This is a genomic window from Rickettsia endosymbiont of Rhinocyllus conicus, from assembly GCF_964026465.1.
Taxonomy (GTDB): domain Bacteria; phylum Pseudomonadota; class Alphaproteobacteria; order Rickettsiales; family Rickettsiaceae; genus Rickettsia.
In genome coordinates, this window is the sequence record NZ_OZ032155.1 from 1196677 (window position 1) to 1222982 (window position 26306).

The following is a 26306-nucleotide window of genomic DNA, read 5'->3' on the forward strand; positions in this document are numbered from 1 at the left end:
CTAGACAAGAAAATAGAGAAAAGTAGGTATAATATCTCCTAGGAAAAGGAGCAAAAAATGAAAAAACAAGTTAAAAAATATAGTGCAGAAGAAAAAGCAAAAATAGCAATTGAAGCAATATCTGGAGAAATGACTATAGCTCAAATTACCAGCAAATATGGTGTTCACGCTAATCAGATTTATAAATGGAAGAAAGAAGCTTTAGATTTTATGGTTTCTGGATTTAAATCGAAATCTAAACAACAAGATACCGGCCAAGAAGATTTAATTAAATCATTATTTGAGCAAATAGGCCAGTTAACAGTTGAAAGAGACTGGCTTAAAAAAAAATCTAGTATCTTTGGATTTAGAGGTTAGGAAAAAAATGATAAGTTATGCTTCAAATTTAACCATAGCAAGACAATGCAAACTTTTAGATTTAAACCGCTCAAGTTACTACTACCGAGCTAGGAATACCTTAGATGATAAGGAGTATAGAGTACTGAACAGAATTGATGAGATTTTTACAGAGCATCCCTATTATGGTACTAGAAGAATGTCTCATGTCCTAAAATCCGAAGGGTTAAATGTTAGTCGTAAGATGATAAGAAAATATTATAAAATACTTGGTATTGAAGCAGTATACCCAAAGATTAATTTAAGCCGTAGGAATCAGGCTCATAAAGTATACCCATATCTATTAAATAATATAGAGGTGGTTTGCTCCAATCAAGTTTACTGTGCAGATATTACTTACATAAGATTAAAGCAAGGTTTTGTATATTTGGTTGCTATAATGGATTGGTATAGTCGTTATATTTTGAGTTGGCGGGTGTCGATTAGTTTAGAAAATGATTTTTGTATTGAAGCTCTAAATGAAGCAATATCTATACATGGCAAGCCTGACATTTTTAATACGGATCAAGGAGTACAATTTACATCAAAAGATTTTACTCAAATACTTGAGCAACAAGGCATAGCTATTAGTATGGACGGCAAAGATAGAGCCTTAGATAATGTATTTATTGAACGTTTTTGGCGATCTTTGAAACAAGAGAAGATTTATCGTTTTGATCTTGAAACGGTACGTGAAGCAAAGATAGCTATCAGAGATTATATAGAATTTTATAATCAGCAAAGACCTCATCAATCGCTTGAATATAAGACACCTGAAATGATACATTTTGCAGAAAAACTAGAAAATTATCAAGAGGCTATATGACATAGAAAATGCAAACTTTACTTTGAAAAACCAATACATTAATACAGGAGAATTACACCTCTAAAATTTAAAAAATTTGTCTAGACAAAGGGTACCACCTCAAACAATCAGATGTATCAAATCTTATAGGAGTAACACGTCAGACTATTAGTAACTGGGTTAACAAAAGAAGAAGAGGTGATAAATATGCAATAACTGGCAAGTCTAGAGGAAGAAAGACAGGAGAGAAAAGAATAATAAATGAAATGCTGGGTAAAAAAATACAAGATTATATAGCTAACACGGGAAGGTTTGTACCATTGCTGCTGTTATTGCATCACGAAAATCTTTAAAGTTTTTAATAATTTTTCTCAGGTAATTTTTAAAATTAGCCCAACAGTGTTCGATAGAATTTAAATCTGGAGAATAGACCGGTAGATAAATAAGAGTACAACCCGCTTTTTCTATTAATTCCTTTACCAACAGTGACTTATGAATACTCGCATTATCCATTATTACAAATTGTCCAGGTTTGAGTGATGGGCATAATAGCTCACCTACCCACTGATTAAATAATTGCTTATCAATATAACCGGAATGCTCTAATGGAGCAATTAATTCTTTGGTGCCCTCATTATAACCAGCAACTATATTTACTCTCTCAGTAGCAAAACCTCCTTGCTCTGCGTAAGATCTGGCTCCTCTCTCTGACCATCCGTACAACATGGTTATATTATTACTTACCCCCATTTCATCACAATACACAAGTTTGTCAGATGCTATTTTATCAATATATTCTACAAATTGTTTTCTGGCTTCTTCATTCCTGCCTTTGTATTTTGGCTCTTTTTTTTATATGTAATCTTCATTCTATGAAGCGTGTCATAAAATGTGCTCATTGGTAGCTCGGGTGCTACTACATCTCTTATATCTATAGCTCGGCTATCAGGATTCTTTGCTAAAAATTCAATTATATGCTCCTTATTAGTAAACCTAGCATCACGTCCACTTTGCATATGTTGTCTTGAGCTGTAGTCTCCATTTTCTTTATAACGTCTAATCCAATTTGATATCGTATGACGCTCTATACCCAATAAGTCTGATATTGCTTTTATTCTATATTTAGAAGTATTGTGCAGACTGATTACCCTATCTCTTAAATCCTGACTGTATGCTTTCATCTCTACCATAATTAAAAGCTTTATCTTATATGATTCTAAGGAATAATGCTAGTCGCGTTAGCTATATAAATCACTCTAGACCAGAAGATCACAATATCAAATCTGCACTATGGTCAAGAAAAGCTATTAATGCCCTGATTAAAAAATGCTGTGGTTTCTTTTTGCCATTAAGTACGATTGGAGAATATTTAAGAAGATGGGGATATACTGCACAAAAACCAAAGAAATTAGCTTATGAGCAACAGCCAAAACAAGTTCAAGTATGGCTAGATGAAGAATATCCCGCAATAGTAAAACAAGCACAAATGGAACAAGCTGAAATACACTGGTGTGATGAAGTGGGTATAAAATCAGAATGTCAGGTGTTACAGAGCTATTCTTTAAAAGGCAAAACACCCGTAGTTATTCATAAATCAAAACGATTTACTATAAATATGATATCAACTGTTACGAACAATGGTAAACTAAGGTTCATGTTATATGAAGATACACTAAAAACAGATATATTTATAGAATTTCTAAGAAGATTAGTGAAATCTGCAAGAAGGAAGATCTTTTTAATATTAGACAATTTAAAAGTACATCATAGTAAAAAAGTATACAGCTGGACAAATAAGCATAAAGATAAAATTTCTTTGTTTTTTTTGCCTCCTTATACTCCACAACATAATCCAGATGAATACTTAAATAATGACTTAAAAAGAAATGTAAATAGAAAACATATACCTCTTACAAAAGATGAGTTAAAATACAATCTTAAATCTTATTTACGTTGCTTACAGAACAATCCTAAACATATACAAAAATTGTTCCAAGCCGATGATGTTAAATATGCCTCTTAAGTCAGGTATTTAATTGGTGGGTTAATAGCTGCAAAATGTAGAGCTGTATGACCTGCGTCATCAATAGAATTAATAGCTTCTTTAGACATGTTGGATAGTAATAATTTGCAAATTTTTTCATTTCCATTACTAGCTACGTAATGCAAAGCTGTATAACCGTATTCATCAACAGCATTAATAGCTTCTTTAGACATTTTGGATAGTAATGGTTCGCAATTTTTTTTCTTGCCCTCTAATAACTGCTAAATGCAGAGCTGTATAACCGTCTTTATCAACAGCATTAATAGCTTCATCAGACATTTTAGATATTAATAATTCACAATTTTTTTCTTGCCCTCTAATAACTGCTAAATGCAATGCCGTACATTTATTACCATCAACTTTATCTAATTCCGCAGCACTCATTTGAGAGATTAGATTTTCTATTTCCTCTATTTTATTTAGTGGATTATAATATTTATTTATTGCTTCTATTAATTGGGTAAACATGAATTACATCCTCTATCAAATTCTATAATTTTTAATATTTTGTTAAAAATGAGCTATGGAAAGAATCTAGATAAGAAGATTTAAGAATGCAATAGAAATTTAACTAAAGATATAAATTAATAATCTAAGTATAATTTGAGAAATATAAGGATTAATAAGGAATAAAAGGAAATAATAGAGAGTTTTAATAATGAGTAATAATTTCTATCTATAATTATAACAACATATTTTAACTATATTAACTTTAATATTAAAAAGGATTTTTATTAGGATGCAAATATAGTAAGTATAAATTTTATTCAAATTGAATTATTGAACAGAATTTTATATTTTATAAGTCGTATCTATAAATATGATGAGTTATGTTAGAACCAGAAGCCACGAGGCAGCAAGAACAAACGGTTTTAAATAATACAGAATATACGCCAAATATTATATACATATATAATGATGAGGGGGCGGGTGAAAATTCCATAAAGTATGTTCTTGATACCTTAGCAAAAATCGCTACTGCTTATAAAATTAGTTTTATAAATGCACAAGATATTTTAGCTAAAGAGTGGGCTAAAAATGCTGTTTTATTAGTAATACCTGGTGGTGCAGATATACCTTATACTAAAAAACTTAATGGTGAGGGAAATAAAATTATTAAAGAATATGTAGAAAATGGTGGAAGTTATTTAGGATTTTGTGCAGGAGCATATTATGGTTCTAATTTTGTTGAGTTTGATAAAAATGGTGCATTAGAGATTCTGGGTGAAAGGGAGTTAGCATTTTTCCCTGATAAATCTGTCGGTCCTATTCTTGCTAAATATGACTATAAAACAAATAGTGGAGCTAGAGCGGCACTACTCAAAGTAAACATGCCTGATGATAATGACTTCACTAATATAAGTGTTTATTATAATGGAGGAGGATACTTTTATAATGCTGATTCTTATAAAGATGTAAATGTATTAGCATATTATCATATTGAAAAAGATAATAATTATCTACCGGCGATCGTGGAAATTAAGTGCGATAAAGGAATAGCTATTCTTTCGGGGGTGCATTTTGAATGCTCTTCTAAATTATTAGATGTTAATGATCCATATGAATCAAAGTTATTGCCAAAATTAGAAATAGAAGAAGAAAATAGGATCAAATTTAATATTTCAATATTTAAAAGATTAGGCGTTAGAATTGAATAATTAAGTTAAAGATTCTGTTCTTCAAGTGAATTTTTACTAGTTATATGCCTATATTATCACGTTTATTTGCTACTAAAATGCGTTATACGGCTACAGCGTTAATTTATAATAGTGCTTATTCAGTAGCAAGCTTTATTCCAATCATAGTTTCCTATTTATTACAGAAATATCAATCTCCTTTAATATTAGGTATTTTCTTTGTAGTAAGTATAATTCTGGCACTTATTTCTACTATAGCAGTGCAAAATAGAAAAATTATTATTAAATTTTAGATTGATTTATTCTATATGTTTATATATTAGTACATTTTTAATTTTCTAATCTATTTAAAAGAATTTATTATGCAACACACAAGCGATGATGAACCTATAAAATATAAAGTCAAAGTTAAAATAAATGATAAGCTTAGAATACATCAGCGTATGAAAGAAAATGTATCCGAGATAATTTTAGAACCGCATGCTAGAGTAATTATAGAACCTGAAATTGAACTAAGTAATAATACATCTGATAAAATACATATATATACTGTTGATGATAGTGAATATAAGCTTACTGGAGATATACCTTATTCAGCATAATTAGGTGTTCAAATAAAAGTAAGAAGTAAATTTGCTAACCTGACGCTAAAACCTCAAAACCTTGATTATACCTTGCGTTCGCCGTTCAATACGTTCGTACAGATAGCAAAAACTGAAGAGTGGCGCACCCGAGAGGAGTCGAACCCCTAACCTTATGATCCGTAGTCATATACTCTATCCAATTGAGCTACGGGTGCTAAATCCTAAAGAAGCATATATAAAAGCTTATAGTTTGTCAAGAAACACTTCAGGTTAACGATTTATACCCAATCTTTCCAAATAAAACTTCCTCCACTGACTTTTCATTTATTAAGAATATATGTTATAATTCCATTTCTTAAAAAACAATAAAATATAAAAATAATTACAATTAATAGTTGAATTACTATTTTAGATATTGTATATAGAGTTTCATAATTAATAAGAGAAAGAAAATGCATAAAATTTTTAAGCTAAGTATAGTTTGTTTGCTTGGTATTAATATTACTGCACAAGCTGAAAATATGTCGGAAACTGCCAAAAAGAATCTAGAGATAATTAACTCCTTAAATGTTGAAAGAAAATGGCAGAAAGGTAGCGTAATAAACTGTAGGACAGGTGAAACTTTATTAGAAGAAACAGAAAAATACGACTCTCCCAAGTTAAAGCGTTTATCACATTGTAGTTGTTTTGCATATGCTGCCTCTAAGGCATTAGGTCTTCCGAATAAGTCACTACTTCCTCACCCTGAGGGTGATAAGGAGTTTATACCTGCTTTGTCAAATAAACAAGCTGAATGGCTTGAAACAGAAGGGGTAAAAAATGGATGGAGTTATATTAAGACTGCAAATCGTGATGATAGTTTTGTTCAAGCACAAAAATTTGCTAACCAAGGACATTTTGTTGTATCGGTATATAAGAATGCTAACCCAAAAAGAGCAGGGCATATTGCAGTTGTTATTCCAAGTAGTAAAGATATAGAAAAGATAAAATTAGAAGGTCCTGATATTGCACAAGCTGGTACAAGTAACTTTTCTTCTGGCTCATTAAAAAAGGGTTTCAAAAATAAAAGAGATGCTTTTAAAGATAATGAAATAAAATTTTATTACTTTAAAGCTTAATGTAATTATAATTGTTGGGAGGATCATTTCCGTTCCTCTCATCTAAGTGCTTGTCCGGCTTTGTTACATGGATCGGTTTTTCCGTCTGAGCTAAGGAAATTACGAAGTAATTGTACATACGCAATCCAGCTAAAAAATGCTGACTTATAGCATTTTTTATTATTTTTTCTGGATTGCCACGCTCATTTTATTCGCTCGCAATGACGGAAAAGCTGATCCATGCGGGCAATGTCCCCACATGGTGGCGTTGTAGCAGGGTTTTATGTTGCAATTCGTATCTAAAGGATACCTAAGGTACAAGCCGTAGTATGATATTGGAGGTTAATGGATTGTATGGTAAAGTGCAGTTTGTTAGTAATATAGCTATAATAGTTATAAAATAAATTCTCATTATATCCTCTATGTAAACATCCTAACTATTGGAATATTTGAAGGATCGAGTAGTTTTTTCATTTGCGTGAAAGCTTGCACAATATTTTCTACAGAACTATCAATAAATTTATCGGTATTAATATAATTTTCTGAGTCATCTTGAATATAAAAAAGAATAGATGATACATAAACTGAAAGTAGTAAGCCTCGTTTAGTATAATAATTATAATCAATCGATTTATCACCAGCATATTGCCAAATAATATCACAGCTGTGGAATGCAACTTCTGTACCTTGAACAGGATTTAATGCGAAATATGCAGCATTCTTGCTATGAATAATAGGTAACACAGCTTTAATTCTAGTTTTTACTGCTAAGGATATTTTTTCTCTAATTTTATTTGGTACTTTCTGCTCATTTAAACTTTCTAACGTAATATTATCTAGATAGCTTTCAAAAAATTTTATTATTTCGGCTAATCCATCTGGAAAAAGTATTAAACTATAGCCCTTAGCAAAGCCACATTTTTCTTCTGCTTCATTAATTATTTTGTCATTCCATTCATTAAATGGTAATAATTCTAGCAATGATTGCATGAAGCTTATTTTCTTTGTGTAGTGTTCTTCTTGAATATTCATATTTTTAACCTTGACATTATAACTTATTATATAGATAATATAGCTTGTTACCAATATATATTTATTTTAAGGAGAGTAATTTTAGTGATACTAGTAAATGTTCACGCCGGTAATTGTGATAATACGCTTAAGAATTTTAAGAAAAAGCTACAAAGAGAGCTTTATTTTCGTAAGATGAAAGAACAGCGTTACTACGAACCGAAGTCAGTAAAGCGTGTTCGTAAAGCACAAGAAGCTGTACGAAGAAAAAGAAAGTTTGCTCGTAAAAGAATGTACGAAGATTAAAATTTCTAATTAGTTTCAAATAAAATGAAAGGCAAGTTATTGTTAAATAGCTTGCCTTTTTTGTTATGTGTAACGTCATTGCGAGCGAATGAAATGAGCATGGCAATCCAGAAAAAATAATAAAAAATACTAATTTATCGGTATTTTAAACTGGATTGCTTCGTCAAAGCTTGCAGCTTTTCCTCGCAATGACAGAGAAATACACCCCTCCATAAATCAACGAGCCAATTATTATAACTAATGGTGTTAGAGGTAGATCAAAATAAAAAGAGGCAGTAGCAGCACAGAAATTAATAAATAGCGAAATAAAAATTGATATTGTAATCATCATAGCAGGGCTGCCTACCATAAATCTTGCAATCATAGCAGGAATAAGTAACACAGCTGTCACCATAAGAACCCCAACTATTTTAATTGCAGAAAATACTGAGATAGATAAAATAAGTAAAAATAGTAGTTCTATAATATTAACTTTTACGCCTTTAATTACGGCAATATCTCTGTTAATAATTATAAGAAGAATTTTATTATAAAAATATGCAATAAAGCATATAATAGCTATAAGCATTATTGCTAGCACAATTAAATCATCAAAAGCTACAGATAAAATATCGCCAAACAGTAAATTTACTATATTGTTTTGAGCAGAAGAAAAATAATTAATAATTAAAGCAATAGCCAGCATAGAGCTAGAAATTAAATTAATAACTGCATTTTTTTCAGAATTATTTTGGAAGATAAATACAAAAATTGAAAAAAGAATTGCAACAATTAATCCTGAATATATTAACGGAAAATGAGCGATAATACTAATGCTGACTGCAAGAAAGCTACTATGAGCAAGCCCATCGCCAAAGTAAACGTATCTTTTCCATAATGCTATGCAGCCAATGGGAGCAAATATGCAGCTAATTAAAATTAGGGCTAGTATTATTAGTACCATATAAGTATATTATAGCTATGTCTTCAGTTAATAAAAACGAATTAGAAAAATTTGAGAAAATCTCTCATAGTTGGTGGAATAAGGATGGGGAGTTCGGTATTTTACACCGCATAAATCCTATTCGCCTTAACTATATAATAGAGAAGATAAAATCGCATTACAACGATATTTCTGATTTGGAAATATTAGATGTAGGTTGTGGTGGCGGTTTAATTGCTACTAATCTTGCAATGCAAGGTTTTAAGGTTACGGCTATTGATGCTTTGCAAAGTAATATCGATACTGCTTTGGCTTATGCGACGGAAAATAATATTAAGGTAAATTATTTAAAAAGCACTATAGAAGAATTAGAAAACGATAAGCAATATGATGTAGTGATTTGCCTTGAAGTTATCGAGCATGTGGAAAATGTTCAAGAATTTATGCTTAATTTGGTAAAGCGTATTAAGCCAAAAGGTATGGCTATAATTTCTACGATTAACCGCACCAAAAAAGCTTATTTACTTGGGATAATAGCAGCTGAGTATATACTTGGATGGGTGCCGAAAAATACCCATGATTATAGTAAGTTTCTAAAACCATCTGAAATTTATGAGATGCTAGAAAATACCAATATAGAAATTGAGGAAATAAAAGGCTTGGTGTATAACATGGCAGAAGACAAATGGGTATTAAGTGACGATGATATAGACGTAAATTATTTTATGTATTTGAAGAAAAATGATAACCCGTCATTGCGAGGAGCGTAGCGACGAAGCAATCTCATTAAACATCCCTAGATTGCACGCGTACAAAACTTATAGTTTCTTCTCGCAATGACATCTATGTATAAAAAAATGACTAACAACGTGATTACTAGATTTGCTCCGTCACCGACGGGGTTTTTACATATAGGTTCAGCAAGAACGGCTTTATTCAATTATTTATTTGCTAAGCATAATAACAGCAAATTTCTATTACGTATTGAAGATACTGATAAAGAAAGATCAACAGAAGCAGCGGTAGAAGCCATATTTTCAGGACTGAAATGGCTAGGGCTTAATTGGGATGATGAAGTTGTATTCCAATCTAAACGCAATGATCTTTATAAGGAAGCAGCATTAAAGTTGCTTGCAGAGGGTAAGGCATATTATTGTTTTACGCCTCAGGAAGAAATAGAAAAGCAAAGACAAGAAGCTCTAGAAAATAAGCAGCATTTTATTTTTAATAGTAGGTGGCGAGATAAAACTCCTGATACTTACCCCAAAGATATAAAGCCAGTTATACGTTTAAAAACTCCTCGCACAGGCAGTATAACAATTAATGATACTTTGCAGGGTGACGTAGTAATTGAGAACTCTCACATTGATGATATGGTACTGCTGCGTAGTGATGGCACTGCTACTTACATGTTAGCCGTGGTGGTCGATGATCACGATATGGGCATAACTCATATTATTAGAGGTGATGATCATTTAACGAATGCTGCAAGGCAAATCGCTATATATAACGCTTTTGGTTACCACGTTCCAAGCATGACTCATATACCGCTAATTCATGGAGCAGATGGTGCTAAATTGTCTAAAAGGCATGGGGCTTTAGGTGTTGAAGCTTATAAGGATATGGGGTATTTGCCGGAAAGCTTATGTAATTATCTATTGCGTCTTGGTTGGAGTCATGGGGATGATGAGATTATCCAGATAGATCAAGCTATCGAATGGTTTAACCTAGATTCACTTGGTAAATCACCTGCAAAACTTGATTTTACTAAAATGAATAGTTTAAATAGCCATTATTTAAGAATGCTTGATGAAGATAGTTTAATTACTAAAATTTTAGAGATATTAAATCGAAATTATAAGGTCAGCGAGCAGGAAGTAAATTATATAAAATGTGGTCTACAAGGTTTATTAGTTAGAAGCGAAACCTTACTAGATTTAGCAAATCTTGCAAAAATTTATTTAATAGATACTCCTATTGCTTATGAAAATGATGCAAAGGAAATTATAGAAAATTGCGATAAAAATTTGCTTAGCAATGTTATAGAAAGCCTAGAAAAACTTGAGCAGTTTGATAAAGAATCAGTACAGTCTGAATTTAAGAAAATAGCAACAGAAAATAGTTTAAAGCTAAATGAAGTTATGAAGCCTGTGAGAGCTTTAATTACGGGTATGGTTGGCTCACCTAGCATATTTGAAATTGCTGAAATTTTAGGGAAAGAAAATATTTTAAAAAGGTTAAAAGTAAAATGAAAAATTACATAAAGAAAATTATATTTGTTTGTAGCGGGTTATTTGTAATAGCTGGGGTTTTTGTATTATTTAGGGTGGAAAATGTTAATGCATCAACAGCACCTAAAAAATATGGAGCTTGGAATTTAAATTGTAATCTTAATAATGAACAAAAACAAATTTGCTTTTTATCACAACAAATTAATAATACCGAAAAAGATAAAGAGACAGAAATATTAGCAATGTACCATATTGGTTATTTCAATAGTGATCAAAGCAAAAAAGAATTAAAGCTAATTAAAGTACTACCGCCAAATGTTCAAATTCCTGCCGGCACAGCTATTAATAGTGGCGAGAAAAATATTGCACCAGGAATATATATAAATTGTACGATAAATAGTTGCCAAGCTATAGCTACTATTACACAAGATGATATTGAAATGATTTTATCAAATGATAATTATTTAGAGTTTATAACGGCTGATGGTAAACAAGCTAAAATTACATTTATAAAACATGGTTTGAAAGAGGGGCTAAAGGTTTTAGAGAAATAAATATTTGATTTATCTGTACTTTATCTGCATAATGTAATAATGAACTATGCAGATAAAATGCCGTTATTATGCAGATAAATCTAAAATTTAAACCAAACTATAAAATAACTCCTCAAGTTATGAACTCATTAATGCGTATTGAAGCTGTTAAAGCTGAAATACTGCATTTGCCATTAAATCCTACTGTTCTTAGTTCTTTAAGAGAAACTGCACGTCTTTATACTACACATTATTCTACTAACGCCAGTTTAGGATAAGGAGGTCTGAGGATAAGCAAGTAGTGTTAGAAATTTTTTAGATTTATTGAAATTAAAAGCATTTACGCAAGAAAGTATATGAACTAAGAAATTAATAGGGGAGCGATGTCTTGAATGTTCAAGGTTCATGCTGTTTTTTAGTACATTAAATACTGATTCAATTATTGATCTGCTTTTTAAGAGTATTTTATCTTCTATATCTAATAAATGATTTTTCATATCCTTGCGAATCCCAGTAAATAACCGTAGCCCACGACTAAATAATTTAGCGGACATTTCCTTAGAAATATAAGCCTTGTCTCCAAATAATTTACCCCATAATCCTTTGGTAATTGAGTCTACAGCAGATAAATCACTAGCATTACCCTTTGTTATTTTAATTGCCATAATCTGACCTTTATTATTAATTACAATATGTAATTTAAATCCCATAAACCATCCGTAACTACTCATACCTATTTTAGCAATGCCACTAAACACTTTATTATTATTTGTACGTTTTGCATGACATATCGATAATTTGGTTGAATCAACAAAATATATACCAGTCTCATCTCCTGTAAATAATTGTAACATTATAGTTAAAGGTAATACTAATCTTGGCCACAACTGGATTATCCGACTGTAACTAGGAAGACTAAAATATCCTCTATATTTACATGATAGATGATATAAATAATAATTCTTAAAATCTTTGCATGGAGATATATAAAAATATAATACTATAGTTATATAGTTCTGAAAGCCTTAAACTCCCTGATCTCCTACGCTTCCTAACGCTGGGTATTAATTTGCTTTCTTCCCATTCTTCGTAAACTTTACAATAATTATCTATTATACAAAATAGAGTTATGATACATCTTTTCATTGTTGAGTGCATATTTTTTTGATTCAAAATCTATGTAACTCAACACTCCTCTCTTGTAAATACCCTGCTTTATTATCTTTATTCCTTACACTCTTATCCTAAACTGGCGTTACTACCGTGGACAAGCAACTAGATGACATAATATAATTTACATACATTACATAAAATAGTATAATACATAAAGTATGATAATTTTATTAGGATATAGATATGGCACAGATTGTTAGAGCAACAGAAGTTGTACGTTCATTTTCCGATATTATTAACCGTGTTTATTATAAAGGCGAAAGCTTTGATATTCAAAAAGGTAATAATATTGTGGCAAGGATTACTCCTGCTCATCCAATTGATAAACCTAAAAAAACTTTGAAAGAGCTTTTTGAACATGCACCTATATTAGATGCCGATGATATTGATGATTATATAAAAGATGTTAATGAAATAAGAAAAAGTACAAGACAAAATATCAAAAAATAATTTTATGTCATCGTTGCAAAAGCATATAGGTGCCAACTTAAGTATCAGTGTCATCCCGTGGCTTGGGAACTAGATCCAGAATAAAGCGAGATAAATCGAGCTTTTATATTTGTATTTTTTACTGGATCCCGTGGACAAGCCACGGGATGACACCAACGATGCTTTTTAATCTATGTACGCAAACCTAACACAAGAATGACATAGGAATCATACAAAATGACATCAGCACTTAAAGATTAAAATGTTTCAAAACACTAAACTATCATTTTTTCTTGCTAATTTTGAGCTAGTGTTCGACTTTAGCACGCAAAACCAATTAATAGCGGTAGCATTTTTACTAATCACCGCTATTGCAAATTTATATGCGATTTCTCAAAATAGAAAACTTGAAAGTTTAATTGGTAGTTTATATTGCCTTTCATCTCTCATTTGCTTATTTTCAGGCGATTTTATCTCTATGATAATTTCGTTAGAATTTATGACAATTTTTGCCTGCATAATTATTTTTATAGGAAGTCGTAGTGTAAAACATACTAGGCAATATTTCCTAACCCATTTATTTAGCAGCGGATTAATTCTAGTTGGCATGAGCTTGTTAATTGATAAAACAGCTAATGTAGCTTTTACTCCATTAACAACAGCAATATATAATTCTGAATTATCGGCAATATTAATACTTGCAGGCTGCTTAATAAATGCCTCAATTATTTTCTTCAATGGGTGGGTAGTTAATTGTTATCCTAAAGCTTCAAGTAGCGGTATGATTTACCTACTTAGCTTCACTACTAAAATTGCATTAATCACCATATTTAAATTATTTAGCGGTCTTGAGACACTTAAGTTTTTCGGTCTAGCTATGATAATCTATGGTTTAATATTTGCTTTAATAGAAAAAAACCTCAGAAGGCTAATATGTTACCTCACCGTTTCACAGCTTGGTTTTATTTTAACGGCCATAGGGATAAACTCTCCTAGAATATTATATCTTATTCCGATTTTTATATTCATGCATATATTATATAACGGGGTATTTGCTTTATATTTTGCTATTATAGAAGATTCAAACAACATTAAAAATTATCGAGACCTTAAAACTACTAAATATAATCCTATTTTATTAATTGGATTTGTACTTACCATATTAATATATGGCTCTATACTTCCTATTAATTCTTCTTATATAAAATTAGAACTAGCAAATGCTTTAAACGAAAACTACATTATGATTTTCTTTAAAATAGCAACCTGCACTATATTATTTGGCTTGGTTTTTGAGGGGGTATTAGCATTATTGCAAGTGAGTAATAAAGAGGTAACACGTCATTGCGAGCGACTACAAGGAGCGTGGCAATCTCATTTTATTATCCTGAGATTGCTTCGTCAAAACTTACAGTTTTTCCTCGCAATGACGCCAGTTTATTTACTATACCTCTCTTCCTGCCTTATCACTCTAGTAATATGCACATTTTACCCTGTTCAAATTTCTGGTGTAAGTAATAGCTTATCAATTATCTTAATTGCACTATTCTTAGCTTTGCTACTCCGCTCATCACCACGTATTTTAACAAAAAATATTAACCTTGATTTATACCGCTATATACAAAAAATTATTTACTTCTGTATCACCAAATATAAAGAAGCAAAAAGTGATGAAATAGAGGAAGATGAATATTTCAATTTTAAAGCTTTCTGGCAAGATACTTTAAGTAAAATATCTGCTTGGCATAATGGTCAAACTGCTATATTTATTATAGTATTGATGTTAATTAGCTTGATTTTAGTACTGTAGTCGTCATTGCGAGCGACTGCAAAGGAGCGTGGCAATCTCAGGAAATAATAACGAGATTGCTTCGTCGAAACTTACAGTTTCTTCTCGCAATGACGAAAAAACCAATCCATAACAAACAAATTTGACATATGAAACCACCAATTGCTGACAAACAAAACCATAACAATGATTATTACCATTGGCTACGTGATCCTAAATGGTCAGATGTACAAGATAATAAAATTCTAGATCATTTAAAAGCTGAGAATGAATATACTGAGCATTTTTTTGCCGATTTACAAAATGATAAGGAAAAGATTTTTGAAGAATTAAAAGGACGGATTAAGCTAGATGATACATCCAAATACACTAAGAAAAATGATTATTACTATTACCATCGAGTAGAAGCAAATAAAAACTATCCAATATATTGCCGAAAACATCAAAATATGGATGCCCGTGAAGAAATAATATTAGATGTTAATCTTTTAAATACCGGCTTTACTGATGTTGGTGAAGTTGCAATGTCACCTGATCAAAATTTAATGGCTTATAGTGTTAATTTCACCGGCAGCGAAAAATATGACATCAAAATATATGATCTTAAAGAACAAAAATATTTAGCTGATATAGTCAAAGAAGTAGCCCCTACTATAATCTGGCATGAGAAATTAAACGGCTTTTTCTATATTACTATTAATGAAAATCAACGCTGGGATAAAGTAATGTTTCATCGTTTAGGCGAGGACGCAACAAACGACAAGCTTATATTTGAAGTAAAGAACTCCGCTCACTTTGTTAGCGGTGAGAAATCTAGTAGCCGCAAATATTTATTTATCAATTCAGGCGATCATAATGAAAATGAAATTTATGCTATTTCTATGCATGATGAGAGTTTTACGCCAAAATTAGTACGACCTCTAGAGAGTCATATATTTTATGACGTAGCTCATCATGGGGATTATTTTTATATCAAAACTAATTATAAAGCTAAAAACTTCCGTATAGTCAAAGTTCCGGTAGATAACTTCCAAAATGATGATTGGCATAATGATTATATTAAGGAAGAGCAAGATAAATATTTGAAAGATTTTGATATAACAGAAAATTATCTTATTTTAAATTATCGTGATAATGGCTTACCACTTGTCAAAATAAAACGATTTAGCGACTCTTTAGAGAAAATTGTTGCTTTCCCCGACGAAAGCTTCCAAACAAACGGCTATTCTACTAATTTCGATGAAGACGATATACGCTTAAACTACTCTTCTCTTGCAAGACCGAGTACCACTTACAATTACGATTTTGATAGCGATAAGCTAACGATATTGAAAGAGCAGCAAATACCATCCGGCTTTAATCCTGATGAGTATAAAGTAGAGCGAATATTTGCAGATAATGAGGGCGTTAAAATTCCCATCACCCTCTTTTATAAAAAATCTCTATTCAAAAAAGACGGCTCAAATCCTTTATATTTAATGGGTTATGGAGCTTATGGTATCGCAATGCCGGTAAACTTTAGAAATATGGCAGTAACACTTAGCGATCGCGGTTTTGTTTACGCAGTTGCTCATATTAGAGGTGGCGATGATCTTGGGCATGATTGGTATAAGGCTGCTAAATTCTTAAATAAAAAAAGAACTTTTGAAGATTTTATAGTTTGCTCAGAAACTTTAATTAAAGAAAAATATACAAGTGCGAATAATATAGTAATAATGGGTGGTAGTGCCGGCGGTATGTTAATCGGCTATGTTCTTAATGAAAAACCTGAACTCTATAAAGTAGCCGTCGCACACGTGCCATTTGTCGATGTCCTTAATACCATGCTTGATGAGACTCTGCCATTAACTCTTTTAGAATATAATGAATGGGGTAATCCAAAGGAAAAAGAATATTTTGACTATATCAAATCCTATTCGCCTTATGATAACGTGAAACCGCAAAGCTACCCTGCTCTATTTGTTACTTGCGGTATATCAGACCCACGTGTAGGGTATTGGGAACCGGCAAAATGGGTAGCAAAATTACGTGAGTACAAAACTGATAATAACCCCTTATTGTTAAAAACAAATATGGATACGGGGCATAAAGGTTCTGCCGGTCGTTTCGACTATCTTAAAGAAACAGCTGAAGAGTTAGTATTTATTTTTAAGATGTTTAATGTAGGGGTTTAGTAGGATTTATGTCATTCCCGCGGAGGCATTGCCCGCGTAGATCGAGAGTCGTCATTGCGAGCGAATGAAATGAGCGTGGCAATCCAGAAAAAATAATAAAAAATGCTATAAATTAGCATTTTTTAACTGGATTGCTTCGTCAATTACTTCGTAATTTCCTCGCAATGACGGAAAAACTGATCCACACCACCACCATGGCATGACCCTATATAGGGTTAAACATGTTTGACGATAAACTTAGTAAAGATTTATTACTATCTGCTAGAGCTAATAATAATTTAGCTCTAATAAGAATATTAGATGACACAACCAATATAATTAACCCAAATTTGCAAGATGAATTTGGAAGAACAGCATTACATTGGGCAGTAATAAATTTAAATCCTCTTATAACTTGCTATATACTTAAAATCGAAAAAGTAAATGTTAATATTCAAGACAATACTGGCTTTACTGTTCTACATTATCTTGCTAAAACAATAAATAAACTTAAATTTACCACTATCAATGGTTCTTTTTATAAAAGCAACAATTATAGCATTTTAAAAACTTTGTTTGAATATGGTATTGATGTTAATATCCAAGATAATAAAGGTAATACTGTCATTGTCAAATAAAAAGGGACCACTAAATTACGTAAAAAAGGGACCACTTTATTTAAAATTTTTTATGTCATATTACCTCCAGATTTATAGTTATTAATACGATAACTTTTACCTGTGATGTTTAGTATATGTGCATGATGTACTACTCGATCAATAATTGCATGAGTTAATAACTCATCAGCAAATATTTCATTCCATCTTTCAAAATCCTTGTTTGTGGTGATAATGGTAGATTTATTTTCATATCGTTTAGCAATAATATTAAAAAAATCATCTACTGAATGTTTTGGTAATTGCTTAAAACCTAACTCATCAAGAATTAATAAGTCAAATGATAAGAGTAATTTAACTTTTTTGTGATAGCTATTATCTGCTCTTGCAATATGTAAATTATAAAGCATATCCGATACCGTAGTAAAATATACAGAGTATTCTCGTGTTAAAGCTTTTAATGCTAATCCAATAGCAAGATGAGTTTTGCCAGTTCCAGAATTACCTATGAATATGACATTGCCCTTAGTATTAATATAATCACAAGTAGATAAATCACTTATTACTTTGGTATCAATACTTGGTTGGAACTGAAAATCAAAGTCTTCTAAATTTTTAGTTACCGGTAATTTAGCAGCATTTTTACGACGACGGTAATTATTATCCTTACGGTGAGATTTTTCATCTTCACATAATAGTGAGAGAAATTCTTTAAATCCTAGTTTATTATTTTGAGCATAAATAATCCTTTCATTTAAGCTATTGACTATACCTGATAATCTAAAACTACGTAGGTCATTAAGCAAGTTCTGCATTCTGACCTCCAAACTCTGGCAATGGTAAGTTTACTGCATTACTATTTAAGATATTCTTAATTTTAGAGTAAGAACTTATACCGTAATGTAATGCTCTATGACAGGCTTTATCTATTAACTCATCATTGTAAACCTTACGTAAAGAAATAATACCTCTGGCACAACGTTGCCAATCATTTACTCGTGTTTGTTGTAATAACTCTAATAATAAACTGCAATTATTGCCTATCTGCTGCATTTGTTGTTGATAATGTTCGCTATATTCTATAAAACCTGGGCATAGACGTTTATATTTGGCATAATGAGACGGATTAGTGGTAAATATTCCTTTGCCATCTACTCTAACGTGCCTTGCTATTAAATCATTTTGTATAGAAAATATTTGAACAAGGTTTGGTGATAATTGTACCAATACTTCACTGTATATATATTTTGCTGGTACGGAATAATAATTATTATCTATGGTGATATGACAATCTTTTGCTACTTTTCGATTATGCCACGATGATAAATCAAACGTTTCTAATGGTAAGGGCATTAAATTATTACTTTCTTCTTGCTCAAATAGTTCCTGAGGAATTTTTTTAGTAGTACCATGTATTCGGTTATTTGCTTTATTTAACCAGTTTGCAAGATCGTGTATTAATTCTTCATATCTATGAAATTTACGTCCAGCAAAAAAATTATTTTTGACATACTTTATGCCTGATTCTACTTTGCCTTTTTCTTGAGGTTGATATATACGACAAGGAGAAAGTAAAATCCCATAATGATCAGCTAAACGTTTGTATTCCTTCTGATATACAGGCTCATAGAAATTGCTATCTACCACCCCAGCTTTAAGATTATCAAGTTTTATTACTTTTGGACTACCAGCAAAATAATTAAATGCATTGATATGACATTGTATCCATGTTTTACAACTTTGATCAAACACTACTTCATAATAATCAAGGCGACTATAGCTTAAACGCATATTAAACACATATGCTTTAACTCTACGCCCTTGGGCATTATACTGTAAGCCTATGTCACCAAAATCTACTTGTGCTTCCTCTCCTGCTAAAGTATGAAAACGAATGCAACTGTTATTCTGAATCTTATATTTTTTGATATAACGGGTTAGCGAACCATAACTTTTTGTATAACCTTGAATTTTTAACTCTTCAAAAATTCTTATGTAACTTAGATTCTTTTCTAATAACTCAATTATTTGTTCGTGCCAAGAATCCAGTGCTGAAGATCGTTCATAGGGTGCAGGATATTCTGTACCAGACTCTACGTAACGATTTATTATTTTTCTTACTGTTTTACGGTCTATCCTTGTTAGTTTGGCAATATTTCTTTGACTGTTGCCTTGCTTATAAAGGGTGATAATTGTTGTGTACATATTTATTCTTATCATTGTATCACTAGATATTTATTTTAATTAATTATCTAGTGAATATTGCACATTATAACCTTATTAGGTTACACCAAATTCTCTGGTCCCTTTTTCGTGCAATTTAGTGGTCCCCTTTACTTTAGCAATGACAGGTAATACTGCTTTACATTATGCAATATGTAAAAATAATTTCTTTTTTATAGAAGAATTATTATCTAATAATGCTAGTCCTTTTATTTTAAATAAAGCAGGTTTTTCTATCTTATATAAATTAAATACAAAAAATTGTAATTTTAAAGATGAAATTATAGGATCTTTACATTCTAAATACCCTGAATCAATTGAACTTGGACTAGTTGATAACAAAATTATTATTTATGATATACATAAATTACTTTATAATTTACCTTATTTTATGTATGAACATAATATTTTGATACTAGGAAATGATGCATAAAAATTATTTTGAACAAATAAAAAGATTACCACTTACTTTAATCCTACTCATTAGCCTAATTTGTTCTATTGGGTTTATTGTTCTTTATTCTGCTGCAAATAGCAATCTGCAACCTTGGGCACTTAAACAAATTGTGAATTTTTGTATATTCATGCCTATAGCTATAATCATTGCTTTAATTGATTTACGGATTATCTTTAGATTATCTTATATTTTCTATTTTTGCGTACTCGCTTTATTAGTTGCCGTAGAGCTTTTTGGCTCAACAGCAATGGGCGGAAAAAGATGGATAGATATTGGGATAGTAAAGCTTCAACCTTCCGAGCCGATAAAAATTGCCATAGTATTGATGTTAGCCCGATATTTTCACTCACTAACAGTGGATGATCTAAGTAAACTTCATAAAGTAATTATACCAATTATAGGAGTATTAGTTCCAGCTTTTTTAATAATTAGAGAACCGGATCTTGGTACAGGTATGATTACTTTAATTGTCTCTAGCATTATATTTTTTGCAGTAGGTTTTAGAATAAAATATTTTATAATACTTGGAGTTACAGCCCTTGTTAGCTTACCTATCGCTTGGAATATGTTGTATGATTACCAAAAAAAACGTGTGATGGTTTTTTTAGATCCGGAACGTGATCCGCTAGGAGCTAGCTATAATATTATACAATCTAAAATCGCTATAGGCTCAGGGGGCTTTTTTGGGCTTGGATTAAATCAAGGTAGTCAAAGTCATTTAGATTTCTTGCCTGAACATCAAACCGATTTTATTTTTGCCACTTTTGCCGAAGAGTTCGGCTTTTTAGGCGGTATGTTTTTACTTGTGTTATATTTCTCACTTATAACTCTTTCCTTATTAATTGGCGTCAATTGCCGCACTGTTTTTAGCAAATTAATGGTCATAGGTATAACTGCCACGCTATTTAGTCACGTATTTATCAATATGGCTATGGTCATGGGATTAGTACCTGTAGTAGGAGTGCCACTGCCATTTATTTCTTATGGCGGTACAATGATGGCATCAATGTTGATGGGCTTTGGATTGGTTATGAACGCTCAAGTAAATGGGCATACTAACTTAACGAATATATGAGAGTTTAGTTTGACTATTATAACAAGCATATTATAATAGTCATGACCAAATCAACATACTCGTTATAATGGTCACAAATATTATTTTTTATAACCACTTTTTCTTCTTAAAATATTTATAGGTAACGGCTATAGATATGACCATTAAAAACAAGGCTATAGGGTAGCCGTAAGGCGATTGAAGCTCAGGCATCACAGTGAAATTCATGCCGTAAATACTGGCTATTAAAGTAGGTGGCAAGAAAAATATAGTCACTAATGAGAAAAGCTTAACCATATTATTCTGCTCAATAGCAATCATACCTAACGCTGCGTCTAAAGTTCTTGCAATCTCACTAGATATAAATTGTGAAAAGTTAATTATTGAATCCACATCACGAAGTAAAGTATCTAACAAATCTTTAGACGCTTTATTTTGACTTATTTGCGGAGATTTTAAGATATATTGAATAACCATAGTAAGGGAAAACAAACATTCACGACTTTTTGAAAGTAAATCACCTTTCTGTCCTATTTTTTTTAGTATTCTTTTATGATCTATTCGTAAATCATTTAAATTATTATCAAGTATTAAACGCCCATAATCATCAATATCCATACTAACAGATTGCACAACATTTGATAAGCCTGTTACCATATTACGAAGTAACATAAAAAACATATGCTCTGCTGTATATTTATAATTCAACTGTTTAGCAAATTTATTAATACAATCATTGAAAGAGGTTAACTCTACATAACGAACAGTTATTAAATAAGATTTATGTAAGATAAATACTATAGAATGTGTTTCTGGAAATTTCTTCTCTTTATTAATAAGTTCTGTAATAGTTAAATATAACGCATCATTTTCCGTATATAATCTTTCTGAAATTTCAATTTGTGATATATCTTTTAATGTTGGTATATCTATATTTAATGAATTCTTTATCTCTTCTCTTTCTTCATTTGTAATATTAAATAAATCAATCCATAAAGTTGATTCATTAACAATATACTCTTCTTTTTTTACTATAGCATTATTTTCTTTTAAATATGTGGTAATCATAACCTTAAGTAACAAATTTTATTATCAAGATTAGCAAAATTCTATTTTTAAAGCAACTTAAAGCTATTATTCATGGCTACTCTCTTCTTTTACTATAGTAAAAAATATCAAAAAGTTTTGTAAAATATTCTCTCTAATTCCTCTAAACGTTGTTCTATTTTTTCAAAATTTTTTTCTGCTGTAGGATTTTCTAATAAATACGCAACTTCATCTTTTAGAATATTTACTTCTTTTTCAATGAATTCTAAAGTAATATTACGAATGTTTTTTTGATTTTGATTTGACATTTGATGGACTCCCGATTAATAAACCACCAACGAATAAACCTTTGGTGGCCGGGGAGTTAGCAAAACCGTAACGACAGTTTACAATAGCCTTTAGGTTTAAAGTATACACTTTAAACCCTGGACATAGCTATTGACACCCCGACCGTAATAAAGCCGAGGATAGTATCATTTAATGGTAGATACCCACCACGTTACAAGAGATTGCTAAATCCCAAAATAGCCTTATAGCTATTTCAATTACAATTTATACTTAACTCCTTAAAAAAGTCAATTAACAATTAAGTTTTATTATTTTTCTTATATTTTACTAAAAACCATTAGTTATTTTTTATTATTACTATTTTTATTTTTAATATTAGTTGTAAAATTTATTTAGAATATTTATAATTCAAAAAAATTAATATGAAATGCAATGAATAATAACGATGAACTTAATAAGTTAGTAGCTTTTAAAGATAAAAATATTAGAAGAATTTTACATAATAACGAATGGTGGTTTTCTGTAATTGATGTAGTGGGAGCATTAACTGATAGTGCTGATGCCGGTGCATATTGGCGTAAGCTTAAACAGAGGCTAATTGAAGAAAAAAGCGAAGTCGTGACATTTTGTCACGAGTTGAAATTGAAAGCACCTGATGGCAAAATGAGGCTAACAGATTGTGCAAATACCGAATCATTACTGCGTATTATACAATCTATTCCTTCGCCAAAAGCAGAACCATTCAAAAGATGGCTTGCTAAAGTAGGTTACGAAAGAATTCAAGAGATCTCTGATCCAGAAAAATCTGTTGATAGAGCGAGGGAAAATTGGAAACGACATGGTCGTAGTGAAAAGTGGATTCAGCAACGTATGATGGGTCAGGAAACACGTAACAAATTAACTGATTACTGGAAAAATCATGAGGTAACAAAAGAGAATGAATTTGCAATATTAACTAATATTATTCATCAAGAGTGGGCAGATATAAGTGTTAAAGAGCATAAGAATATAAAAAGTTTAAAAAATCAAAATTTACGTGATCACATGAATGAGGCAGAATTAATTTTTACTGCTCTTGCTGAGTTATCTACCCGTCAAATAGCCGAATCTAATAATGCAACAGGGATGGAAGAAAATAAGGCTGCAAGTAAGATAGGTGGAGGTATAGCTATAGCTAACGCGACTAGCATTATTCCTTAGAATCATATAAGATAAAGCTTTTAATTATGGTAGAGATGAAAGCATACAGTCAGGATTTAAGAGATAGGGTAATCAGTCTGCACAATACTTCTAAATATAGAATAAAAGCAATATCAGACTTATTGGGTATAGAGCGTCATACGATATCAAATTGGATTAGACGTTATAAAGAAAATGGAGACTACAGCTCAAGACAACATATGCAAAGTGGACGTGATGCTAGGTTTACTAATAAGGAGCATATAATTGAATTTTTAGCAAAGAATCCTGATAGCCGAGCTATAGATATAAGAGATGTAGTAGCACCCGAGCTACCAATGAGCACATTTTATGACACGCTTCATAGAATGAAGATTACATATAAAAAAAAGAGCCAAAATACAAAGGCAGGAATGAAGAAGCCAGAAAACAATTTGTAGAATATATTGATAAAATAGCATCTGACAAACTTGTGTATTGTGATGAAATGGGGGTAAGTAATAATATAACCATGTTGTACGGATGGTCAGAGAGAGGAGCCAGATCTTACGCAGAGCAAGGAGGTTTTGCTACTGAGAGAGTAAATATAGTTGCTGGTTATAATGAGGGCACCAAAGAATTAATTGCTCCATTAGAGCATTCCGGTTATATTGATAAGCAATTATTTAATCAGTGGGTAGGTGAGCTATTATGCCCATCACTCAAACCTGGACAATTTGTAATAATGGATAATGCGAGTATTCATAAGTCACTGTTGGTAAAGGAATTAATAGAAAAAGCGGGTTGTACTCTTATTTATCTACCGGTCTATTCTCCAGATTTAAATTCTATCGAACACTGTTGGGCTAATTTTAAAAATTACCTGAGAAAAATTATTAAAAACTTTAAAGATTTTCGTGATGCAATAACAGCAGCAATGGTACAAACCTTCCCGTGTTAGCTATAAAAACGCTAGAGTTGCTTTGGAAAATAAAACCGGTAAGAAAGTGATTTCAACAGAAAACTATTTATTACCTGAAAGCAAAAAAATGAAAGAGCTTAGTTCACAAGACAAATAATTTTCTTGAATAAATTGTAAACCTTACTAGGCTCTGTACACCTTTATAAAAAGATTTAATTTTGGTTATTTTTTGCTGCAAATTTAAGATTTTTTTGAAATATGAATAACATCCTATTGAATAACATCCTATCAAAAATCTTATTAATTTTCGCTAAAAAATACCTCAAAATAGAAAATCAATTACAAAAGTGTACAGAACCTAAATGCGAATAGCGAATTATTACATAATCCGCTATTCGATTAGAAATATTATTGATATATACCACAATCCCCTAAAAATTCTGGTTTATCATATTGATGCTCTTCATATTTACTCTTTATCTCTAATAATTCCGTCCATGTAGTTTTTATTTCCGGCAATTCAGTAGGAAGATTTTTTGATATTTCATTTAAAGAATTTTGATCTTGTGAAGATAGCGGAAACTTTTGTATATTTTTGATTAAATTACAAAGCCCATCAGCCCATAAATCTTCTGATACATTATCAGTTTTGGTAATTTTATTATACAAAGATTTAAGATATGGAAATACCATTTTACAAGTATTTAAAGTTGTGGAAATAAATTGTAAATTATTAAGCCCTTTATTTATATCTACTATTTCCTTACTTACATCAACTATGGAAGATATATCGCTAGTTATTATAGCTACTGCTCCACCACTAGCAATTGTAAGCTTTGTACCGGAATCCTTAGGCAGTTTAGAATATATGGCACTACCTATAGTATAAGCAGAAAAAGCAAGCTGGGTTAAGGGGTTAACAGCAGCTAAACCTACTATAGCTACTTTACCGGCAGTAATAGCTCTATTCATACTACTCTTATCTTCCATATAATCTTTAATAGAAGAAATAATAGATGGAATTAAATGAATAGGTAAATTATATAAGTTAACCGACGGAAGTAGTGAAGCTACATAAACTACTGTACCAGTAATAGGTATAATAACTTTTAGGCTTGGGTTATCGTTACCTAAAAAGCCAAACGTATTTTTTATTATTTCGCAACTATTACCTATTTGTATTACAGTACTAGCATTTTGATTTAATACATTAATATGCTTATTGCTATCATAAGGCAAAGATAATATTTCCGCTAAATTTTTGGGTTTTTTACAAACTCTAGCCCAAATAGGTAATTCTTTAATATGCGTATTATGATAAACATTAGCACACTTACCAAAGCTATGACTACGAATAACCATATTTACTTCATTTTGCCCATCAATATTGCTTACTATAGCTAACGCGACTAGCATTATTCCTTAGAATCATATAAGATAAAGCTTTTAAT

32 protein-coding genes, 1 tRNA gene and 2 pseudogenes are annotated in these 26306 nt (G+C 31.0%); 22 read left to right on the forward strand and 13 right to left on the reverse strand.

The features are described 5' to 3' along the window. The first annotated feature begins 57 nt into the window (after positions 1-57). The 3 genes from AAGD54_RS06380 (at position 58) to AAGD54_RS09470 (ending at position 1533) form a co-directional block, all read left to right on the forward strand. Positions 58-357, forward strand: a complete 300-nt coding sequence (locus AAGD54_RS06380) for a transposase (RefSeq protein ID WP_045812944.1) — start codon at positions 58-60, stop codon at positions 355-357. Between the two features lie 7 nt (positions 358-364). Further along, positions 365-1201, forward strand: coding sequence for an IS3 family transposase (locus AAGD54_RS06385; protein WP_341794232.1), 837 nt, complete (start codon positions 365-367; stop codon positions 1199-1201). Positions 1202-1347: 146 nt separating this feature from the next. Beyond that, a complete protein-coding gene (locus AAGD54_RS09470; protein WP_410526061.1) occupies positions 1348-1533 on the forward strand; it encodes a hypothetical protein in 186 nt (61 codons plus the stop codon). On the opposite strand, the gene AAGD54_RS06390 is transcribed toward AAGD54_RS09470, so the two are convergent. Next, positions 1478-1972: an IS630 family transposase gene (locus AAGD54_RS06390; RefSeq protein WP_341795144.1), complete on the reverse strand. Its 495-nt coding sequence runs from the start codon at positions 1970-1972 to the stop codon at positions 1478-1480. The genes AAGD54_RS09470 and AAGD54_RS06390 overlap by 56 nt on opposite strands. Before the next feature lie 5 nt (positions 1973-1977). Then, positions 1978-2370 carry an IS630 transposase-related protein gene (locus AAGD54_RS06395; protein ID WP_341794381.1) on the reverse strand — a complete coding sequence of 131 codons (393 nt, stop codon included), beginning with the start codon at positions 2368-2370 and terminating at the stop codon, positions 1978-1980. A 20-nt stretch (positions 2371-2390) separates the two neighbouring features. Between AAGD54_RS06395 and AAGD54_RS06400 the strand changes: the two genes are divergently transcribed. Further along, entirely contained in the window at positions 2391-3203 is an 813-nt protein-coding gene (locus tag AAGD54_RS06400) for an IS630 family transposase (RefSeq protein WP_341794413.1), read from the forward strand. On the opposite strand, the gene AAGD54_RS06405 is transcribed toward AAGD54_RS06400, so the two are convergent. Then, positions 3200-3397 carry an ankyrin repeat domain-containing protein gene (locus AAGD54_RS06405; protein WP_341794414.1) on the reverse strand — a complete coding sequence of 66 codons (198 nt, stop codon included), beginning with the start codon at positions 3395-3397 and terminating at the stop codon, positions 3200-3202. The two genes, AAGD54_RS06400 and AAGD54_RS06405, sit on opposite strands and share 4 nt — an antisense overlap. Next, positions 3390-3692 (reverse strand): ankyrin repeat domain-containing protein, encoded by a 303-nt coding sequence (locus AAGD54_RS06410; RefSeq protein ID WP_341794415.1) that lies wholly within the window; start codon positions 3690-3692, stop codon positions 3390-3392. Before AAGD54_RS06410 ends, AAGD54_RS06405 begins: the two co-directional genes overlap by 8 nt. Before the next feature lie 362 nt (positions 3693-4054). Between AAGD54_RS06410 and AAGD54_RS06415 the strand changes: the two genes are divergently transcribed. From AAGD54_RS06415 to AAGD54_RS06425, 3 genes are all read left to right on the forward strand, one after another. Beyond that, positions 4055-4882 carry a BPL-N domain-containing protein gene (locus AAGD54_RS06415; RefSeq protein ID WP_341788984.1) on the forward strand — a complete coding sequence of 276 codons (828 nt, stop codon included), beginning with the start codon at positions 4055-4057 and terminating at the stop codon, positions 4880-4882. A gap of 44 nt (positions 4883-4926) precedes the next feature. Then, the gene (locus AAGD54_RS06420; RefSeq protein ID WP_341794416.1) at positions 4927-5154 is read left to right on the forward strand and encodes a hypothetical protein; all 228 of its coding nucleotides are present in this window, start codon (positions 4927-4929) and stop codon (positions 5152-5154) included. 69 nt (positions 5155-5223) lie between these two features. Continuing rightward, positions 5224-5463, forward strand: a complete 240-nt coding sequence (locus AAGD54_RS06425) for a hypothetical protein (RefSeq protein WP_341788986.1) — start codon at positions 5224-5226, stop codon at positions 5461-5463. 120 nt (positions 5464-5583) lie between these two features. On the opposite strand, the gene AAGD54_RS06430 is transcribed toward AAGD54_RS06425, so the two are convergent. Next, a tRNA-Arg gene (locus AAGD54_RS06430) sits at positions 5584-5660 on the reverse strand. 237 nt (positions 5661-5897) lie between these two features. Between AAGD54_RS06430 and AAGD54_RS06435 the strand changes: the two genes are divergently transcribed. Beyond that, a complete protein-coding gene (locus tag AAGD54_RS06435) occupies positions 5898-6563 on the forward strand; it encodes a hypothetical protein (protein WP_341794417.1) in 666 nt (221 codons plus the stop codon). A gap of 399 nt (positions 6564-6962) precedes the next feature. Here AAGD54_RS06435 and AAGD54_RS06440 read toward each other — a convergent pair whose 3' ends face one another. Continuing rightward, positions 6963-7574, reverse strand: coding sequence for a COQ9 family protein (locus tag AAGD54_RS06440; protein WP_341788988.1), 612 nt, complete (start codon positions 7572-7574; stop codon positions 6963-6965). Between the two features lie 84 nt (positions 7575-7658). Here AAGD54_RS06440 and rpsU point away from each other — a divergent pair, with 84 nt between their 5' ends. Continuing rightward, entirely contained in the window at positions 7659-7859 is a 201-nt protein-coding gene (rpsU, locus tag AAGD54_RS06445) for a 30S ribosomal protein S21 (RefSeq protein ID WP_341794418.1), read from the forward strand. A gap of 163 nt (positions 7860-8022) precedes the next feature. Here rpsU and AAGD54_RS06450 read toward each other — a convergent pair whose 3' ends face one another. Continuing rightward, complete coding sequence (locus AAGD54_RS06450) at positions 8023-8802, reverse strand: metal ABC transporter permease (protein WP_341794419.1); 780 nt, start codon at positions 8800-8802, stop codon at positions 8023-8025. Positions 8803-8819: 17 nt separating this feature from the next. Between AAGD54_RS06450 and ubiG the strand changes: the two genes are divergently transcribed. The 4 genes from ubiG (at position 8820) to AAGD54_RS06470 (ending at position 11823) form a co-directional block, all read left to right on the forward strand. Then, positions 8820-9551: a bifunctional 2-polyprenyl-6-hydroxyphenol methylase/3-demethylubiquinol 3-O-methyltransferase UbiG gene (ubiG, locus tag AAGD54_RS06455; RefSeq protein ID WP_341788991.1), complete on the forward strand. Its 732-nt coding sequence runs from the start codon at positions 8820-8822 to the stop codon at positions 9549-9551. An 87-nt stretch (positions 9552-9638) separates the two neighbouring features. Then, entirely contained in the window at positions 9639-11033 is a 1395-nt protein-coding gene (gltX, locus tag AAGD54_RS06460) for a glutamate--tRNA ligase (RefSeq protein ID WP_341794420.1), read from the forward strand. Beyond that, positions 11030-11566, forward strand: coding sequence for an invasion associated locus B family protein (locus AAGD54_RS06465; protein WP_341794421.1), 537 nt, complete (start codon positions 11030-11032; stop codon positions 11564-11566). Before gltX ends, AAGD54_RS06465 begins: the two co-directional genes overlap by 4 nt. A 68-nt stretch (positions 11567-11634) precedes the next feature. Then, entirely contained in the window at positions 11635-11823 is a 189-nt protein-coding gene (locus AAGD54_RS06470; protein WP_341794422.1) for a hypothetical protein, read from the forward strand. On the opposite strand, the gene AAGD54_RS06475 is transcribed toward AAGD54_RS06470, so the two are convergent. Next, positions 11815-12555, reverse strand: a complete 741-nt coding sequence (locus AAGD54_RS06475; protein WP_341795150.1) for an IS982 family transposase — start codon at positions 12553-12555, stop codon at positions 11815-11817. The two genes, AAGD54_RS06470 and AAGD54_RS06475, sit on opposite strands and share 9 nt — an antisense overlap. A gap of 346 nt (positions 12556-12901) precedes the next feature. On the opposite strand from AAGD54_RS06475, the gene AAGD54_RS06480 reads away from it, so the two are divergent. From AAGD54_RS06480 to AAGD54_RS06495, 4 genes and pseudogenes are all read left to right on the forward strand, one after another. Further along, entirely contained in the window at positions 12902-13168 is a 267-nt protein-coding gene (locus tag AAGD54_RS06480; protein ID WP_341788266.1) for an antitoxin, read from the forward strand. Positions 13169-13409: 241 nt separating this feature from the next. Next, the gene (locus AAGD54_RS06485) at positions 13410-14957 is read left to right on the forward strand and encodes a proton-conducting transporter membrane subunit (RefSeq protein ID WP_341794423.1); all 1548 of its coding nucleotides are present in this window, start codon (positions 13410-13412) and stop codon (positions 14955-14957) included. A gap of 128 nt (positions 14958-15085) precedes the next feature. After that, a complete protein-coding gene (locus tag AAGD54_RS06490; RefSeq protein ID WP_341794424.1) occupies positions 15086-17110 on the forward strand; it encodes a S9 family peptidase in 2025 nt (674 codons plus the stop codon). Between the two features lie 221 nt (positions 17111-17331). Continuing rightward, positions 17332-17718: pseudogene (locus AAGD54_RS06495) on the forward strand (ankyrin repeat domain-containing protein); the annotation flags it as partial. 59 nt (positions 17719-17777) lie between these two features. On the opposite strand, the gene istB reads toward AAGD54_RS06495, so the two are convergent. Together istB and istA are read right to left on the reverse strand one after the other, a co-directional pair. After that, positions 17778-18521 carry an IS21-like element helper ATPase IstB gene (gene istB / locus AAGD54_RS06500; protein ID WP_341794290.1) on the reverse strand — a complete coding sequence of 248 codons (744 nt, stop codon included), beginning with the start codon at positions 18519-18521 and terminating at the stop codon, positions 17778-17780. After that, positions 18505-19911, reverse strand: coding sequence for an IS21 family transposase (gene istA / locus AAGD54_RS06505; protein ID WP_341794291.1), 1407 nt, complete (start codon positions 19909-19911; stop codon positions 18505-18507). The genes istB and istA overlap by 17 nt, the downstream gene beginning before the upstream one ends. A gap of 145 nt (positions 19912-20056) precedes the next feature. Here istA and AAGD54_RS06510 point away from each other — a divergent pair. Both AAGD54_RS06510 and rodA read left to right on the forward strand, forming a co-directional pair. After that, a pseudogene (locus tag AAGD54_RS06510) lies at positions 20057-20362 on the forward strand (ankyrin repeat domain-containing protein); the annotation flags it as partial. Next, complete coding sequence (gene rodA, locus AAGD54_RS06515; protein ID WP_016948032.1) at positions 20355-21461, forward strand: rod shape-determining protein RodA; 1107 nt, start codon at positions 20355-20357, stop codon at positions 21459-21461. The pseudogene AAGD54_RS06510 and the gene rodA, both read left to right, overlap by 8 nt. Positions 21462-21548: 87 nt before the next feature. On the opposite strand, the gene AAGD54_RS06520 is transcribed toward rodA, so the two are convergent. Together AAGD54_RS06520 and AAGD54_RS06525 are read right to left on the reverse strand one after the other, a co-directional pair. Beyond that, a complete protein-coding gene (locus AAGD54_RS06520) occupies positions 21549-22508 on the reverse strand; it encodes a magnesium transporter CorA family protein (RefSeq protein ID WP_341794425.1) in 960 nt (319 codons plus the stop codon). A 107-nt stretch (positions 22509-22615) separates the two neighbouring features. After that, a complete protein-coding gene (locus AAGD54_RS06525) occupies positions 22616-22795 on the reverse strand; it encodes a hypothetical protein (RefSeq protein WP_341788270.1) in 180 nt (59 codons plus the stop codon). 412 nt (positions 22796-23207) lie between these two features. On the opposite strand from AAGD54_RS06525, the gene AAGD54_RS06530 reads away from it, so the two are divergent. From AAGD54_RS06530 to AAGD54_RS06540, 3 genes are read left to right on the forward strand one after another with little or no spacing between them, the layout of a single operon-like run. Beyond that, positions 23208-23975, forward strand: a complete 768-nt coding sequence (locus AAGD54_RS06530; RefSeq protein WP_341794426.1) for a Bro-N domain-containing protein — start codon at positions 23208-23210, stop codon at positions 23973-23975. 26 nt (positions 23976-24001) lie between these two features. After that, entirely contained in the window at positions 24002-24394 is a 393-nt protein-coding gene (locus tag AAGD54_RS06535; protein WP_341794381.1) for an IS630 transposase-related protein, read from the forward strand. A 5-nt stretch (positions 24395-24399) separates the two neighbouring features. After that, positions 24400-24894, forward strand: a complete 495-nt coding sequence (locus AAGD54_RS06540) for an IS630 family transposase (RefSeq protein ID WP_341795144.1) — start codon at positions 24400-24402, stop codon at positions 24892-24894. A gap of 369 nt (positions 24895-25263) precedes the next feature. Here the strand turns inward: AAGD54_RS06540 and AAGD54_RS06545 are convergent, their stop codons facing one another. Beyond that, positions 25264-26271 (reverse strand): hypothetical protein, encoded by a 1008-nt coding sequence (locus AAGD54_RS06545; RefSeq protein WP_341794427.1) that lies wholly within the window; start codon positions 26269-26271, stop codon positions 25264-25266. Positions 26272-26306: the final 35 nt, after the last annotated feature.

Bases quoted from the DNA above. Each gene is read 5' to 3' on its own strand.
- AAGD54_RS06485 (WP_341794423.1), top strand. From the start codon at position 13,410: ATGTTTCAAAACACTAAACTATCATTTTTTCTTGCTAATTTTGAGCTA.
- AAGD54_RS06470 (WP_341794422.1), top strand. From the start codon at position 11,635: ATGCAGATAAATCTAAAATTTAAACCAAACTATAAAATAACTCCTCAA.
- AAGD54_RS06385 (WP_341794232.1), top strand. From the start codon at position 365: ATGATAAGTTATGCTTCAAATTTAACCATAGCAAGACAATGCAAACTT.
- AAGD54_RS06410 (WP_341794415.1), bottom strand. From the start codon at position 3,692: ATGTTTACCCAATTAATAGAAGCAATAAATAAATATTATAATCCACTA.
- AAGD54_RS06440 (WP_341788988.1), bottom strand. From the start codon at position 7,574: ATGAATATTCAAGAAGAACACTACACAAAGAAAATAAGCTTCATGCAA.
- AAGD54_RS06415 (WP_341788984.1), top strand. From the start codon at position 4,055: ATGTTAGAACCAGAAGCCACGAGGCAGCAAGAACAAACGGTTTTAAAT.
- rodA (WP_016948032.1), top strand. From the start codon at position 20,355: ATGCATAAAAATTATTTTGAACAAATAAAAAGATTACCACTTACTTTA.
- AAGD54_RS06420 (WP_341794416.1), top strand. From the start codon at position 4,927: ATGCCTATATTATCACGTTTATTTGCTACTAAAATGCGTTATACGGCT.
- AAGD54_RS06520 (WP_341794425.1), bottom strand. From the start codon at position 22,508: ATGATTACCACATATTTAAAAGAAAATAATGCTATAGTAAAAAAAGAA.
- AAGD54_RS06530 (WP_341794426.1), top strand. From the start codon at position 23,208: ATGAATAATAACGATGAACTTAATAAGTTAGTAGCTTTTAAAGATAAA.
- AAGD54_RS06380 (WP_045812944.1), top strand. From the start codon at position 58: ATGAAAAAACAAGTTAAAAAATATAGTGCAGAAGAAAAAGCAAAAATA.
- gltX (WP_341794420.1), top strand. From the start codon at position 9,639: ATGACTAACAACGTGATTACTAGATTTGCTCCGTCACCGACGGGGTTT.
- AAGD54_RS06490 (WP_341794424.1), top strand. From the start codon at position 15,086: ATGAAACCACCAATTGCTGACAAACAAAACCATAACAATGATTATTAC.
- istA (WP_341794291.1), bottom strand. From the start codon at position 19,911: ATGTACACAACAATTATCACCCTTTATAAGCAAGGCAACAGTCAAAGA.
- AAGD54_RS06480 (WP_341788266.1), top strand. From the start codon at position 12,902: ATGGCACAGATTGTTAGAGCAACAGAAGTTGTACGTTCATTTTCCGAT.
- ubiG (WP_341788991.1), top strand. From the start codon at position 8,820: ATGTCTTCAGTTAATAAAAACGAATTAGAAAAATTTGAGAAAATCTCT.
- AAGD54_RS06425 (WP_341788986.1), top strand. From the start codon at position 5,224: ATGCAACACACAAGCGATGATGAACCTATAAAATATAAAGTCAAAGTT.
- AAGD54_RS06465 (WP_341794421.1), top strand. From the start codon at position 11,030: ATGAAAAATTACATAAAGAAAATTATATTTGTTTGTAGCGGGTTATTT.
- AAGD54_RS06545 (WP_341794427.1), bottom strand. From the start codon at position 26,271: ATGCTAGTCGCGTTAGCTATAGTAAGCAATATTGATGGGCAAAATGAA.
- AAGD54_RS06405 (WP_341794414.1), bottom strand. From the start codon at position 3,397: ATGTCTAAAGAAGCTATTAATGCTGTTGATGAATACGGTTATACAGCT.
- istB (WP_341794290.1), bottom strand. From the start codon at position 18,521: ATGCAGAACTTGCTTAATGACCTACGTAGTTTTAGATTATCAGGTATA.
- AAGD54_RS06400 (WP_341794413.1), top strand. From the start codon at position 2,391: ATGATTCTAAGGAATAATGCTAGTCGCGTTAGCTATATAAATCACTCT.
- AAGD54_RS06435 (WP_341794417.1), top strand. From the start codon at position 5,898: ATGCATAAAATTTTTAAGCTAAGTATAGTTTGTTTGCTTGGTATTAAT.
- AAGD54_RS06535 (WP_341794381.1), top strand. From the start codon at position 24,002: ATGGTAGAGATGAAAGCATACAGTCAGGATTTAAGAGATAGGGTAATC.
- AAGD54_RS06525 (WP_341788270.1), bottom strand. From the start codon at position 22,795: ATGTCAAATCAAAATCAAAAAAACATTCGTAATATTACTTTAGAATTC.
- AAGD54_RS06450 (WP_341794419.1), bottom strand. From the start codon at position 8,802: ATGGTACTAATAATACTAGCCCTAATTTTAATTAGCTGCATATTTGCT.
- AAGD54_RS06395 (WP_341794381.1), bottom strand. From the start codon at position 2,370: ATGGTAGAGATGAAAGCATACAGTCAGGATTTAAGAGATAGGGTAATC.